Origin of the sequence: Pseudothauera nasutitermitis (genome assembly GCF_004801295.1) — a bacterium.
Classification (GTDB): Bacteria; Pseudomonadota; Gammaproteobacteria; order Burkholderiales; family Rhodocyclaceae; genus Pseudothauera; species Pseudothauera nasutitermitis.
This window is the reverse complement of the sequence record NZ_SSOC01000004.1, coordinates 187,125-200,498: the sequence shown is the minus strand read 5'-3', so window position 1 is coordinate 200,498 and position 13,374 is coordinate 187,125. Positions and strand designations below refer to the sequence as shown.

Here is a 13,374-nt window from a genome sequence, read left to right as displayed (position 1 = left end):
TCCGGGGAAGATGGCTTATCCGTTGGTGGGTTCGCAGCGCCAGGGCAGCACGTAGGGCTGGGCTTCGTGCTCGCCGTGCATGGCCTGCACCTGGTAGACGCGCTGCAGGTTGGCCGGGGTGAGTACCTGCCGGGGCGCGCCGCAGGCCACCGCGCGGCCCTGGTGCATCAGCAGAACGCGGTGGCAGAAGCGGCTGGCCAGGGTGAGGTCGTGCAGCACCACGACGATGCTGTGGCCACGCGCGCATTGCTGGCGCAGCAGTTCCATGACGCTCAACTGGTGGTAGGGGTCGAGCGCGGCCACCGGTTCGTCGGCGAGCAGCAGCGACGCCTCGACCGCGAGCGCACGCGCCAGCCGGGCACGCGCGCGTTCGCCGCCGGACAGGGCGTCGAGCCGGCGGCCGGCGAGTTCCCGCAGGTGCATGCGGGCAAGCGCGGCCTCCACCGCCGCCGCGCCGTTGGCATCCTTGCGGCCGTGCGGCTGGCGGCCGAGGGCGACGAAGTCGCGCACGCGCAGCGGCCACACCACGTGGTCGCCCTGCGCCAAGTAGGCCAGCCGGCGGGCGCGGACTTCCGCCGGCAGTGCGCCGAGCGCATCGCCATCCAGCCGGCAGGCACCGCCGTGCGGAATGAGCTGGGCGATGGCGCGCAGCAGGCTGCTCTTGCCGGCGCCGTTGGGGCCGATCAGGCCGAACAGTTCGCCGCGTTCGAGTTCGAGCGAGACCGCATCCACCAGCGTGGCCGCGCCGCGCCGCACGCTCAGGGCGTCGACGCGCAGCAGGCTGGCGCCGCCGGCGATGGCCGCCGGCGCCTCGGGCGGGATGGGCGTGCGGGCGTTCATGCGCTGCCGCCGAGCTGCTCGCGCAGCACCAGGAACAGGAAGAAGGGCGCGCCGATCAGCGCGGTGACCACGCCCAGCATCAGTTCGAAGCCGCCGCTCACCAGGCGCAGCACGAGGTCGGCGGCGAGCAGCAGCAGCGCGCCGCCGAGCGCGCTGGCGACCAGCAGGCGGGCCGGGTGGTAGCCCACCGCGCGGCGCAGCATGTGCGGCACCACCAGGCCGACAAAGCCGATCGCGCCGGTCACCGCGACGCTGGCGCCGACCGCGAGCGCGGTGCCGAGCACGATGCGGGCGCGCAGGCGGGCGAGGTTGACGCCGAGGCTGGCGGCTTCGTCCTCGCCCAGGGTCAGCGCGTCGAGCTGGCGGGCGCAGGACAGCAGCAGGCCGAGGCCGGCGAGCACGAAAGGCAGGGCCAGGGCGATGTCGTCGAAGCTGCGCTCGGCGAGCGAGCCGAGCAGCCACAGCACGATGTCCTGCACGTCGGTCGGATTCGGCGCGAGGTTGATCGCCAGCGAGGTGAGCGCGCCGGCCAGCGCCGACAGCGCGATGCCGGCGAGGATCAGCGTGAGGTTGCCGGCGCCGCGGCGGGCGACCAGGTAGAGCACCAGGGTGGCGAGCGCGGCGCAGCCCATCGCCGCCGCCGGCAGCAGCCAGATGTTGAGCGCGGCCAGGCCGAAGTACAGGCACAGCACAGCACCCAGGCTGGCGCTGGCGCTCACGCCGAGCAGGCCGGGCTCGGCCAGCGGGTTGCGCAGCAGGCCCTGCAGCGCGGCGCCGGCCATGCCCAGCGCGGCGCCGACGAGGATGGCGAGCAGCACGCGCGGCAGGCGGATTTCGGCGACGATGGTGTGCTGGCGCTGCACCAGCTCGCTGGCGGCGGGGTCGGCCGGCAGCAGCGCGCGGGCGACTTCGCCGGGGCCGATGGCCACCGGGCCGACCGCCAGCGAGGCGAGGCCGAGCACGAGCAGCGCGGCGAGCAGCAGCAGGTTGAGGCGCAGCGCACTCATTGCGCCACCCCGGCATGCGCCTGCCGGCGCCGGCCGTCGGCGAGTTCCTCGGCGGCCTCGATCAACTGCCAGTTGCTGCAACCCCAGTCGTTGTGGGCCAGCGCCAGCGCCGGCCGGCCATCGGCCAAGGCGCGCAGCTGCGGGTGGCGCGAGAAGCCGGCGCGCGCATAGGCGGTGTCATGCACCATCTGGCTGGTGACCAGCAGTTCCGGGGGGTCGGCCACCACCTCTTCCAGGCTGGCGCGGCCCCAGCCGACGCGGCCGCCGAGCGCGGCGTGGTTGGCCAGGCCGGCGGCCCGCAGCACCGCGTCCACATGCGTCTTCGCCCCGGCGGTGCCGCCGTTTGGGCGCAGATAAAGAGCACGCAGCGGGGCGCGCGGCGCGTCTTCCGGCTGCGCCGGGCGCAATGCGGCCAGGCGCCCTTCGAGTTCGGCGATCAGCGCCTCGGCGGCGGCCTCGCGGCCGATTGCTACGCCGATCTTGCGGGTGCTGTCGAAGATGCCCGGCCAGTCGTCGGGAAAGGGCACGGTGACGATGCGGATGCCGTGGCGCGCGAGCAACGCGCCCTGGTGGCGGGCCTGCCAGCGCCGCGACGCGAGCACGACGTCCGGACGCGCAGCGATGACTTCCTCCGCCGTGCCGTCGTTGGACGCATGCCGGCGCGCAAGCGCGGCCAGCGAGGAACGCGCCGGGTCCTGGCTGCGTGCCGACACCGAGACCACCTGGGCGGCGTCGGCGAGCGACAGCAGCACGATGTCGGCGCACAGATTGGTCGACATCACCCGTGGCAGCGCGTCGGCCGCCGTGGCCAGCAGGGGAAGCGCCGCGCCGCACAGCACGGCCAGCCACGGGCGCATCAGAAGTCGATGCCGGCCTGCGCCTTCACCCCGGCCCTGAAGGCGTGCTTGCGGTCGGCGATCTCGCTGACCGTATCGGCCAGTTCGGCCAGTTCCGGCTTCGCCGCGCGCCCGGTGACGAGCACGGTCTGCATGGCCGGCCGCGCGCGGATGGCCGCGACGACCTCGGCGGTGTCGAGATAGTTGTACTTGAGCATGTAGGTCAGCTCGTCGAGCAGCACCAGGTTCAGCGCCGGGTCGGCCAGCATGCGCCGGGCGTGCGCCCAGGCCTCGTCGGCGGCGCGCTTGTCGGCCTCCCAGTTCTGCGTGTTCCAGGTGAAGCCGGTGGCCATGGCGTGGTACTGCACCGCGGCGGTGGCCGGGTGCTGCTGCAGGAAGATGACTTCGCCGGTGGCCTGGGTGCCCTTGATGAACTGCACCACGCCGGCACGCTGGCCGTGGCCCAGCGCGCGGTACAGGGTGCCGAAGGCGGAGGTGGTCTTGCCCTTGCCGTTGCCGGTGATCAGGATGACGATGCCGCGTTCTTCCTGCGCCCGCCCGATCGCCGCATCGACCACTTCCTTCTTGCGCTGCATGCGCTCGTTGTGACTCTGCTTGCGGTCTTCATCCATCTCCGGGCACTCCTGGCATGCTGCACAAGATGCCCACGATGGCCACTGCGTTCACATGCAGGCCGCGCCGCCTGGCGGCACGCCGAGATCGAGCGGTCTTGGGAGAAACAGCGGCGCGCGGGCCGCAAAGACCGTCGGTGAACGCCCACACCCCGGGGCACCTACCTTCGTCATCGACCGGGGTCGGTCTTCTGGCTCGCCGTCTTCCGGAATCCGCCGCCTTCCCGGGCAGGGCCCAGTGGCATGGGTGGCGGTTCCGTCAGGCTTACAGCAGCGGGGGCTGCGCCGGAATGCGCGGCGAAGGATTCGCCGAGGGCACCGGACTTCCCGTTTCACCCCGGGCGCGGACGCGCGGCGGGGCTCCCTGATCGATACCGCGCCAATATACGGCAATCGTCCGAAGCCCGGCAATCGACGCCGTCGGTGAAGCGCGCCTGTATTTTTAGAGACGATCGGTCTAATATTCGGCGCATGACCGCAGACCTCATTGCCCGCCGCCGGCCCGGCCGCCCGCCCAAGCGCATCGACGACCGTCTCGAAACCCGCGAGGCGTTGATCCGGCACGGCACCGCGGTGCTCACCGAAAAGGGCTTCGCCGCCACCGGCCTGGACGAAGTGCTGCGTGCCACGGGCGTGCCCAAGGGCTCGTTCTATCACTACTTCGCCAGCAAGGAAGCCTTCGGCCGGGCGGTGATCGACGCCTATGCCGCCTACTTCGCCCGCAAGCTCGACCGCGCGCTGCTCGACCCCGCGCTGCCGCCGCTCGCCCGCGTGCGCGCCTTCATCGACGATGCCTGCGCCGGCATGGCACGCCACGGCTTCCGCCGGGGCTGCCTGATCGGCAACCTCGGGCAGGAAATGGCTGTGCTGCCGGAAAGCTATCGCGCCCGTCTGGAAGAAGTGTTCGCCGACTGGCAGGCCCGCCTCGCGGCCTGCCTGCGCGCCGCGCGCGCGGCCGGCGAGATCGCCCCCGAAGCCGACTGCGAGGCGCTCGCCGAATTCTTCTGGATCGGCTGGGAGGGCGCGGTGCTGCGCGCCAAGCTGGTGGGCGGCGAGGCCCCGCTGCGGCGCTTCGCCGCCGGCTTCCTGGCCGGCCTGCCGCGCTGATCGCAACGGCCCGCCGGAGCCCGTCCGGCACCACCTGGAGGACAGACCCATGTTCAAGGCAGTACTGATCGACAAGGACGACGCGGGCTACCGCGCCCGGCTCACCGAACTGGCCGACGACGCCCTGCCCGAGGGCAACGTGAGCGTGCGCGTGGCCTGGTCCACGCTCAATTACAAGGACGGGCTGGCGATCACCGGCAAGATGCCGGTGGTGCGCAAGTTCCCCATGGTGCCGGGCATCGACCTGGCCGGCACGGTGGAGGCCAGCAGCCACCCGGAAGTGCGCGTCGGCGACGCCGTGGTGCTCAACGGCTGGGGCGTGGGGGAAACCCACTGGGGCGGGCTGGCGCAGCGCGCGCGCCTCGATGGCGACTGGCTGGTGCCGCTGCCGGCCGCCTTCAGCGCCCGTCAGGCCATGGCCATCGGCACCGCCGGGTATACCGCCATGCTGTGCGTGCTGGCGCTCGAACGCCATGGCGTGACGCCCGACCAGGGCGAGGTGCTGGTGACCGGCGCGGCCGGTGGCGTGGGCAGCGTGGCCGTGGCCCTGCTGGCGCGCCTGGGCTACACCGTCGTGGCCTCCACCGGACGCCCGGAGGAAGCCGGATACCTCAAGACCCTGGGCGCCGCCGAGATCATCGAACGCGACACCCTCTCGGCGCCCGGCAAGCCGCTGGGCAAGGAACGCTGGGCCGGCGCGGTGGACACCGTGGGCAGCCACACTCTCGCCAACGTGTGCGCCGGCATGCGCTACCGCGGCACCGTGGCGGCCTGCGGGCTGGCTCAGGGCATGGATTTCCCCGCCACGGTGGCGCCCTTCATCCTGCGCGGCGTGACCCTGGCCGGCGTCGACAGCGTGATGGCCCCGCGCGACCTGCGCCTGCAAGCCTGGCAGCGCCTCGCGCGCGACCTCGACGTCGCCCTGCTGGACGCCATCACCAGCGAAATCGGCCTGAGCGAGACCATCGACACCGCCCCCCGCCTGCTCGCCGGCCAGGTGCGCGGCCGCGTGGTGGTGGACGTGAACCGCTGAACCACCCGAACCAAGACCATGACCAGGAGGAGACCCACGAAATGACCACATCGATCAGCCGCTTTCCCGTACCCGACCTGAACCAGCTGCCGGACGATCTGCGCGCGCGCCTGCTCGCCGTGCAGGAAAAGGCCGGCTTCATCCCCAACGTGTTCCTGATGCTGGCCCACCGCCCGGCCGAATTCCGCGCCTTCTTCGACTACCACGATGCGCTGATGGAGAAGGAAGGCGGATTGAGCAAGGCCGAGCGCGAGATGATCGTGGTGGCCACTTCGGCGGCCGGCGGATGCCTGTACTGCGTGATCGCGCACGGCGCGGTGCTGCGCATCCGCGCCAAGAACCCGCGCGTGGCCGACCAGTTGGCCACCAACCACCGCAAGGCGGAGATCACCCCGCGCCAGCGCGCCATGCTGGATTTCGCCCTCAAGCTGAGCACGCGCGGCGCCGAGGTGGAGGACGGCGATCTGGAAGCCCTGCGCGCGCAGGGCTTCGACGAAGAGGATATCTGGGACATCGGTGCGATCACCGCCTTCTTCGCGATGAGCAACCGGCTGGTGCACCTGACCAGCACGCCGCCCAACGAGGCGTTCTATCTGATGGGCCGTCTGCCGAAGGGCTGACCCCGCGCGGCGGGCCGGCGCGGCACGTGGGCGGCCGATGCCGTAAACATGCGCGGCGCCGGGCGGGCGCGCATAATGGCGCGGTTCGCCTCTGCCGCCCTGCCCGCCCGTCATGAACGATTCGCGCGATCTCGCCGCCCTGGTACGTGCCCGCGTGCCGATCATCGTCATCGAAACCCTGGAAGAGCAGCGCGCCCTGCGCCTGCTCGCCGGCATCGCCGAGGAACGCCGCCTGCCGCTGTACCGCTGGTCGGCGGCCGGCGGGCTGGTGCACACCAACTTCCGCTACGGCGGTGCCATCCCCGGCACCGCGCCGGCCGCCCCCGCCGATGCGCGCGAATGGCGCATCGACGACACCGCCAGCCTGAAAGCCGCCCTGACCCACATCGACGGCCGGGGGCAACCCGGCCTGTATGTGCTGCTCGACATCCACCCCTATCTGGAAGACCCGGTGGCCGTGCGCCTGCTGCGCGAGATCGCCCTCGACCACCCGGTGGACGGCCGCAGCCTGGTGCTGGTGTCGCCCGCGCTCACCCTGCCGGCCAAACTCGCCCGCCACGCCGCACGGCTGAGCCTGCCGCTGCCCGACGAAGCGCGCATCCGCCAGTTGCTGGACAGCGAATTCCAGTTGTACGAGCGCCAGAGCGGCAGGCCGGCGCGGCGCGAACGCGCCGTGGAAGACGCCATGGTGCGCTACGTGAACGGCCTGTGCGAGGAAGACGTGCGCCACCAGCTGCGCCTGGCGATCCGCGACGACGGCGCGCTGACCCGCGAGGACCTGCAGCGCGCCGCCGCCTACAAGCAGCAATCCCTGCCCGGCCTGAGCCTGGAGGTGGTGCTGGACAACGCCGACGCCATCGGCGGCATGCTGCGCCTGCGGCGCTGGCTGGCACAGCGCCGCCCGGTGTTCCTCGGCGAGGTCGAACGCCCCGGCCTGCCGGTGCCGCGCGGCGTGCTGATCGCCGGCGTGCAGGGCACCGGCAAGAGCCTGGCGGCCAAGGCCACCGCGGCCGCCTGGGGCGTGCCGCTGCTGCGCCTGGATTTCGGCGCGCTGTACGACAAGTTCCAGGGCGAGACCGAACGCAAGCTGCGCGAGGCATTGCGCGCGGCCGAGGGCATGCAGCCGGCGGTGCTATGGATCGACGAGATCGAAAAGGGCCTGGCCAGCGGCTCGGCGGAGCACGACGGCGGAGTGTCGCGCCGTGTGCTCGGCACCTTGCTGACCTGGATGGCCGAGCGCACGGCGCGCGTGTTCATCGTCGCCACCGCCAACGAAGTGCGCGAACTGCCGCCGGAACTGGTGCGCAAGGGACGCTTCGACGAGCTGTTCTTCGTCGACCTGCCGGACGCCCCGGCACGCGAGACCATCTTCCGCATCCACCTCAACCGCCAGCGCCTGCCACTGGCGGCATTCGACCTGCGCGCGCTGGCGGAGCACTCCACGGGCATGTCCGGTGCGGAGATCGAGCAGGCCGTGGTATCGGCCATCTACGAGGCCCTGCCGGACGGACGCGAGCCGGACATGGCCATGCTGCTCGCCGAACTGGCACGCACCCGCCCGCTCTCGGTGGTGATGGCCGAACGCGTCGCGGCGCTGCGTGCCTGGGCGCATGAACGCTGCGTGCTGGCCGATTGAAGGCCCCACGGATCCACACGGGCACAGATGTGGTCCGGCGTCGGCCAAACAGTGTGTCCTGCCTCTAATCTGTATCCTGCACAATTCTATGATACTGAAGCTGTAACCAAGAACGCCGCCGCCCTATCGTAGACCCGTCGATGGTTTCTGCCTGGGGATACATGTCATGTGGATGGTGCAACTGGCGTGCGCATTGCGGAATGCGCTGAATGCAGCGGCCAGGCGGAACGCGGCGCGCAGGGAACTGCGCGAACTCGACGAACGCCTGCTGCGCGACGTGGGGATCAGCCGGGAACAGGCGCTGCGCGAGGCCGACAAGCCGTTCTGGCGCCGTTGAAACACGGCCCGCGCCCCGGTCAGTCCAGGGGGCGCGGCACCCCTGCCGAAAAACCCTGTACCCAGTCGAAGCCGAAATCGCGCAGGGATTCGCGCTGGGCCTCGTCCTCCACTTCCGAGGCGATGGTCGAGATGGCCAGCACGGCGGCCGTACTGCACAGGGCCTGGGCGAGATTGCTGGCGGCCTCCAGGCCGTAATGCTCGGCGAGCATTTTCAGGCTGATCTTGGCATAGTCCGGGCGCAGCCTGGCAAGCACGGCGGCATTGCCGCCGTCCAGGCGCTCCAGCACCACGCCGCAACCCAGTTCGCGCGCGCCGCGCACCAGCTCGGCGCTCTCCGCCGGGCACTGTTCCGCGAGCGCGGCGGGAAACTCCAGCAGTATCCGTGCAGGCGCCACGTGGTAACGCTGCAGCGTGGCAGCCAGCTCCTGCAGATACTGCCCGGCACGCAGCAAGGTCGCACGCGTGAGATTGAGGCCGCAACGCGCCAGCGCCTCTCCCCCCTCGACGGTTTCCACGGCCAGACGCCGGCAGGTTTGCTCGGCAACCCACAAGTCCAGGGCATAGCCTGCCGCCGCGCTTTCCAGGCGCGCGAGCAGATCGCCGGACGAGCGCGCCTCGCCGGCCTTCTCATCGCTCACACGCAACAACACCTCGTGCCAGGGCATCGCCGCATCGCCCTGCAAGCTGACGATGGGCTGGACGAACAGATGCAGGCGGTCGAACGACAGCACGTCGCCGCCCGCCGGCCCATCGCCGCCATGGCACGCCGGGCCGCAGGCATGCTCGTGCTCCACCACGCGGTTACGCCCGCTCTTCTTGGCCGCATAGCAGGCCAGATCGGCCGCCACCAGCACATCCGAGGCACTGTCCAGCGCACCGTCGATGCGCACCAGCCCCACGCTGGCCCCCACCGAGAAACGCCGGCCCTGCCAGTTGAAACGGAAGGCCGCGACGGTTTCGCGCAGCCCTTCGGCGATGTGCAGCGCCTCCTCGGCGTTGCAGCCGTGCAGGATCAACGCGAATTCGTCGCCGCCGACCCGGCAGATCAGATCGTTGGCGCGCACGCGCTGATGGATCAGGCGGGCGATGCGGCGCAGCAGTTCGTCACCGGCGGCATGACCGCAGGTGTCGTTGACGACCTTGAAGCGGTCCAGATCGATGAAGCACAGCGCCCCCTGATCGCCGATACGCCGCGAACCGGCCACCGATTCCTCCAGCGCCTGTTCGAAGGCCCGCCGGTTGGGCAGGCCGGTCAGCGGATCGTGCATGGCCTGGTAGGCAAGCTGGGCGGTGGCCTCATCGACCTTGGACTGCAGGGTCTGCTGGGCCTCGTCGATGGAGCGCGCCATGGCGTTGAAGCCGCGCTGCAGGGCGCGCATCTCGTCGATGTCGGCATTGTCCGGCACGGTGATCTCGCGGCGCCCGGCCGCCACGCTGCTGACCGCGGCGGCGAGCCTGCCCACCGGTTCGGTCACCGCGCGCGCGAGGCGCACCGCGAGCGCGGCGGTCAGCGCGAGCACCCCCAGGGAGAGCGCCAGGGTGGTGAACACGATGGTGCGCTTTTCACTGCTCAGCGCACGGGTGTCGAGTTCGACATACACCCAGCCCACCTCGATGACCGGTTGCAGGGCGGGGCTGCCCGCAAAGCCGCCATCCAGGTCATCCACCACCAGCGGTGCGGTGATCACCGGCGCGGCCAGGGTGAGGCGGTCGTCGCGCTTTTCAAGCACACCCGCCTCGCTCGCGGCACGGATGCGCTCCGGCGCCGCCAGGCGCGGCCGTCCACTGATCGCGAGCAATTCGCCGGCACGGTCGTAGATCGCCGCGGCGGCCACATCGCGCTGTTCGAGTACCGCCTGGATCAACGTCGTCAGGGTACTGCGATTGCCCGAGATCACCCCGTACTCGGCGGCCGGCGCCAGAAAACTGACGATCGCCAGACCGCGCTCGCGGAGCGCGTCATCGGCGGCCTGGGTGCCACGCGCGACAAACAGGGAGGCGATCACGCCAGCCAGCACGGCGGCCGGCAGCAGGACCACCAGCAACAGACGCTGGCGCAGCGTGAGGCGGGGCAGCACACTCAACGGGCGCCTGCTCCTTTCGTCATGCACCGCCTCCACAGGGGAGGCCACCTGCAACCCGGGCGGCCGGACGGGGGCGCTCACTGGACTACCCTCCTGTCGCTGCGCGACATCCTCCCCAAGGGAGGGCGAGCGCCCCCTTCGGGCGGCCGGGCGGGGGCGCTCATGGCTGCTCCCGTTCGCGCAGACGGGCGAGCACGGTGGCTTCGTCCGGCAGGTCGAGATGGAGTGCGCGCGCCACCTGCCGGTTGAGCGCCACGTCGAAATGCCGTGCGGGGCGCGGCGGCGGCAGGCGGACGCCGCCGCGTGTGCCGCGCAGCCAGTCCGCCACCTCGCGTGCGACATCGCCCGGTGTGCTGAACACCGCCGCCAGCGCGCCGGCCTCCACATAGGCGCGCGAATACGCGAACACCGGCCTGCGGTAGCGATAGCTGGTGAGCAGGATGGTGCGCGCGGCGCCCGGGCCGGCAGCCAACGGATCCGGCAAGGCGAGCAGCGCGTCGGAAGCGTCGAGCGCCCGCTCCAGCGCGGGCAGTATCTCCGCCTGCGTGGATACCGGCCAGGCAGCCAGACGCAGGCCCGCCGCCGCCGCCGCATTTTCCAGCCGCCCACGCAGCGCCCCGGTATCCGGCCCCAGCAGCACGCCAACCCGCTGCGCTTCGGGCAGCACCGCGCGCATGAGGGCAAGCTGGCGTTCGAGGGGCTGGTCGAGGAGTACGGCGGACAACTTGGCATCCGGATAGCGCAGGCGCAGATCCTGGAACACTTTCTGCCCGATCAGCACAGCGTACACGGGTGTCCGGGAACGACTCAGCGCGGCCTCGGCCGCCGGCGCACCGGCGGCAAGGATCAAATCCGCGCTCTCCAAGACCCGACCATCCACGCCATCTTCCACATTGCCCGCTGCAGTAATGGAGTATCCCGCGTCCGGCCTCGTCGCTTGCATCGCTTCCGCAAACAGGGAGTACACGCCTCCGCCATTGGAAAGCACGAGCGCAACATCCAGCGCATGGGCTGGCGCCGCACCCAGGGTGGCGGCCAGCCATGCCACGGCGAGACATCGGAGCCCGAGAAGCATATGCCCTGTTCGGCTCCCGGAGAAGGCACGCGGCCTGGGGTCTGTTAACATGCGTTTCATGGGGCACACGGCCTGAGCATCAACAGCCCTAGAAGTCGAGTCGTAGTGTCATCCAGTGCCGCCGCTCAACGATGCGCTCCATGCGTTCCTCCGCATGCGCGCCATCCAGCGATTGGACGGTATAGGCCAGTTCCCCGCGCTGCCGGCCGATCACGAACGGGTAGCCGATCCGCGCATCCGTCCGGTTGTACTTTCCGGTGTTCGTATTGCGCGTCCATTTGATGTCGCGCACCCAATAGCGCGCCAGGGAGAATTCGACCCCCCAGGGCAGCCTTTGCATGAGCAGCAGCGAAGAGGATCGGCTCGGCGCGGACTGCTCGGACAGATCCATATAGAGGATAAGGTTGGCAGGCCTCGAGAAATTGCTGCCCGTGGCCGGATCCGCCAGACGCCGCCCGACACTCGTAAGCTCCCCGTCGATACGGACGCGGGCATGGGAGACGGCGAGCCGGGTATCCTTGACCGGCTGCCATTTCCATTGGAATTCATAGCCTTTGACGAGCAGATCGTGGACGGGCTGCACGGTGTAGGGCTCGCCGGCGACAGCCCTGATGCGCTGGATCGGACGGTCCGACACGCGCTCGCGGAAGTGGCGCACATCCAGACTCATCCGCAGCGCCCGCCAGTCGCCCAGATAGGCCAGTTCCCAGCTCTCCAGGCCTTCGGCGGGCAAATCGGGGTTGCCAAGCCACTCGAACTCCGTCGGGCTGATTCGCTGCCGGGCACGGTAGTCCAGCGTGTCGAGATTGCGCCATGCCCGCGAATAGCCCAGGCGCAGCGTGTTCTCCGGCGTCAGATGGAATGCCGCGCTGGCACGCGGCGCGGTATGTCGTCCGGCAAACGCATCGTATTCGTACGATACGCCCAGGTTACCGGTGAACCAGGCCCACGGCCGCCACTCGCCATTCACGAAGACTCTGCCAACCCGCCGGCTGACCTCTCCCACATCGTCCAGCATGGAGGGAGACTTCAGCGTGTCGTACCGCCAACTCGCCCCCCACACCAAGCGCGTATGTTCACTGGGCAGGAGTGTGTGCAGAGCCTCGATTTCATGGCGTACGCCACGCCCTCCGCCTGGATCGTACTTCCCGTACTGCGGAAGCATGACGGCATTCTCCAGCCGATCCTCGTTGTAGGTATAGCGCAGGGAAAAATCGGCTTCCGGGGAGATGGTGTACAGCCAGCGCCCTTGCATCCAGGTCGATGACTGGTCCAGTGGCCGCAAAGGGTCGCTGGGCCTGGGCGCTCCCGTCGACACATCCACCCGGCCGGTCAGGCGGCGGTTTTCCACCCGGCCGAATTGCAGGTCGAGGTGATTGCGGGTGTCCAGCTGGAAATTGGCGCGCAGATCGAGCAGGCGGGTACGGTTCCTGTCCCGCCAGTTCTGATCCTCCAGGGGAACGGCACGATGATCCAGGCCCTCGTCCGCCTGCTCCTGCATCGTCAGCCGGAAGTGCCCGGCCATCCCCAGCGCGCCCGCCGTGCGCAGCGTGTAGTCGCGCACGCCCTGGGTGCCGTTGCTGGCTGAAATGGAAGTGCCGTGAGCCAGGGCGGGATCGGTGGTAATGATATTCACCACCCCGAGGAACGCGTTCGTTCCATAGGAGGTGGTATTGGAACCGCGCACCACCTCGATACGTTCGATATCCTCCAAGGCGACGGGCGGCAGTTCCCAGTTCATGCCGCCGCGGAACAGCGGCGAATGCAATGAACGGCCGTCGACCAGCACTTGCACGCGCGGGGAGAAATCCGAGTCGTCGGTGATGCCGTGGTAATTGACCCGCGTGGGTTTGTCACTGGCGGTGAAGGTCTGGAAGCCAGGTACCAGGCGGAGCACGTCGTTGAGCGCGCGGGCACCGGAGGCCCGGATCATCTCCCGGTCGATGACCGTCACCGACGAAGGCGTATCGGCCAGCCGCTGGGGCAGGCGGCTCACCGAAGCGACGATGGGCAGATCGGTGAAGAACACTTCTTCCGCGGCCTGCAGCTGTCCGCCGGACACCGTCAGGGACGAAAACAGAAAGCCGCTCAGCAAGCGCCTTGGAAGCCGGCCGCGCAGACGAGCCCGCACGCCATCCCTGCGCCAGCCCACCGAACGCCGTCCC

At 70.2% G+C, this 13,374-nt stretch carries 12 protein-coding genes and 1 riboswitch; of the genes, 5 read left to right on the top strand and 7 right to left on the bottom strand.

The annotated features are described in order from the left end of the window. Nucleotides 1–15: 15 nt before the first annotated feature. The 4 genes from E6C76_RS11285 to cobO are packed head-to-tail and all read right to left on the bottom strand — an operon-like array spanning nt 16 to nt 3,315. Complete coding sequence (locus E6C76_RS11285; RefSeq protein WP_136348353.1) at nt 16–840, bottom strand: ABC transporter ATP-binding protein; 825 nt, start codon at nt 838–840, stop codon at nt 16–18. Next, the gene (locus tag E6C76_RS11280) at nt 837–1,847 is read right to left on the bottom strand and encodes a FecCD family ABC transporter permease (RefSeq protein WP_136348352.1); all 1,011 of its coding nucleotides are present in this window, start codon (nt 1,845–1,847) and stop codon (nt 837–839) included. The genes E6C76_RS11285 and E6C76_RS11280 overlap by 4 nt, the downstream gene beginning before the upstream one ends. Continuing rightward, nucleotides 1,844–2,704, bottom strand: coding sequence for an ABC transporter substrate-binding protein (locus tag E6C76_RS11275; RefSeq protein WP_136348351.1), 861 nt, complete (start codon nt 2,702–2,704; stop codon nt 1,844–1,846). Before E6C76_RS11275 ends, E6C76_RS11280 begins: the two co-directional genes overlap by 4 nt. Then, nucleotides 2,704–3,315 (bottom strand): cob(I)yrinic acid a,c-diamide adenosyltransferase, encoded by a 612-nt coding sequence (gene cobO / locus E6C76_RS11270; protein WP_136348350.1) that lies wholly within the window; start codon nt 3,313–3,315, stop codon nt 2,704–2,706. Before cobO ends, E6C76_RS11275 begins: the two co-directional genes overlap by 1 nt. 164 nt (nt 3,316–3,479) lie before the next feature. Next, nucleotides 3,480–3,697, bottom strand: a riboswitch (cobalamin riboswitch). An 89-nt stretch (nt 3,698–3,786) separates the two neighbouring features. On the opposite strand from cobO, the gene acuR reads away from it, so the two are divergent. The 5 genes from acuR (at nt 3,787) to E6C76_RS11245 (ending at nt 8,048) form a co-directional block, all read left to right on the top strand. Continuing rightward, nucleotides 3,787–4,422 carry an acrylate utilization transcriptional regulator AcuR gene (gene acuR, locus E6C76_RS11265; RefSeq protein ID WP_136348349.1) on the top strand — a complete coding sequence of 212 codons (636 nt, stop codon included), beginning with the start codon at nt 3,787–3,789 and terminating at the stop codon, nt 4,420–4,422. A 49-nt stretch (nt 4,423–4,471) separates the two neighbouring features. Next, nucleotides 4,472–5,455: an acrylyl-CoA reductase (NADPH) gene (acuI, locus tag E6C76_RS11260; RefSeq protein ID WP_136348348.1), complete on the top strand. Its 984-nt coding sequence runs from the start codon at nt 4,472–4,474 to the stop codon at nt 5,453–5,455. Between the two features lie 41 nt (nt 5,456–5,496). Further along, on the top strand, nt 5,497–6,075 hold the full coding sequence (locus tag E6C76_RS11255) for a peroxidase-related enzyme (protein ID WP_136348347.1): 579 nt from the start codon (nt 5,497–5,499) through the stop codon (nt 6,073–6,075). Nucleotides 6,076–6,187: 112 nt separating this feature from the next. Further along, nucleotides 6,188–7,711: an AAA family ATPase gene (locus E6C76_RS11250; protein WP_136348346.1), complete on the top strand. Its 1,524-nt coding sequence runs from the start codon at nt 6,188–6,190 to the stop codon at nt 7,709–7,711. Nucleotides 7,712–7,877: 166 nt separating this feature from the next. Beyond that, on the top strand, nt 7,878–8,048 hold the full coding sequence (locus E6C76_RS11245) for a DUF1127 domain-containing protein (protein ID WP_211090196.1): 171 nt from the start codon (nt 7,878–7,880) through the stop codon (nt 8,046–8,048). Between the two features lie 19 nt (nt 8,049–8,067). On the opposite strand, the gene E6C76_RS22060 is transcribed toward E6C76_RS11245, so the two are convergent. From E6C76_RS22060 to E6C76_RS11230, 3 genes are all read right to left on the bottom strand, one after another. Then, complete coding sequence (locus tag E6C76_RS22060; protein WP_230976271.1) at nt 8,068–10,128, bottom strand: diguanylate cyclase; 2,061 nt, start codon at nt 10,126–10,128, stop codon at nt 8,068–8,070. Nucleotides 10,129–10,294: 166 nt separating this feature from the next. After that, nucleotides 10,295–10,984: an ABC transporter substrate-binding protein gene (locus E6C76_RS11235; RefSeq protein ID WP_168734319.1), complete on the bottom strand. Its 690-nt coding sequence runs from the start codon at nt 10,982–10,984 to the stop codon at nt 10,295–10,297. A gap of 313 nt (nt 10,985–11,297) precedes the next feature. Further along, nucleotides 11,298–13,304 carry a TonB-dependent receptor plug domain-containing protein gene (locus tag E6C76_RS11230; protein ID WP_168734318.1) on the bottom strand — a complete coding sequence of 669 codons (2,007 nt, stop codon included), beginning with the start codon at nt 13,302–13,304 and terminating at the stop codon, nt 11,298–11,300. Nucleotides 13,305–13,374: the final 70 nt, after the last annotated feature.

Bases quoted from the DNA above. Each gene is read 5' to 3' on its own strand.
- E6C76_RS11275 (WP_136348351.1), bottom strand. From the start codon at position 2,704: ATGCGCCCGTGGCTGGCCGTGCTGTGCGGCGCGGCGCTTCCCCTGCTG.
- E6C76_RS11280 (WP_136348352.1), bottom strand. From the start codon at position 1,847: ATGAGTGCGCTGCGCCTCAACCTGCTGCTGCTCGCCGCGCTGCTCGTG.
- E6C76_RS11245 (WP_211090196.1), top strand. From the start codon at position 7,878: ATGTGGATGGTGCAACTGGCGTGCGCATTGCGGAATGCGCTGAATGCA.
- E6C76_RS11250 (WP_136348346.1), top strand. From the start codon at position 6,188: ATGAACGATTCGCGCGATCTCGCCGCCCTGGTACGTGCCCGCGTGCCG.
- cobO (WP_136348350.1), bottom strand. From the start codon at position 3,315: ATGGATGAAGACCGCAAGCAGAGTCACAACGAGCGCATGCAGCGCAAG.
- E6C76_RS11255 (WP_136348347.1), top strand. From the start codon at position 5,497: ATGACCACATCGATCAGCCGCTTTCCCGTACCCGACCTGAACCAGCTG.
- acuI (WP_136348348.1), top strand. From the start codon at position 4,472: ATGTTCAAGGCAGTACTGATCGACAAGGACGACGCGGGCTACCGCGCC.
- acuR (WP_136348349.1), top strand. From the start codon at position 3,787: ATGACCGCAGACCTCATTGCCCGCCGCCGGCCCGGCCGCCCGCCCAAG.
- E6C76_RS11285 (WP_136348353.1), bottom strand. From the start codon at position 840: ATGAACGCCCGCACGCCCATCCCGCCCGAGGCGCCGGCGGCCATCGCC.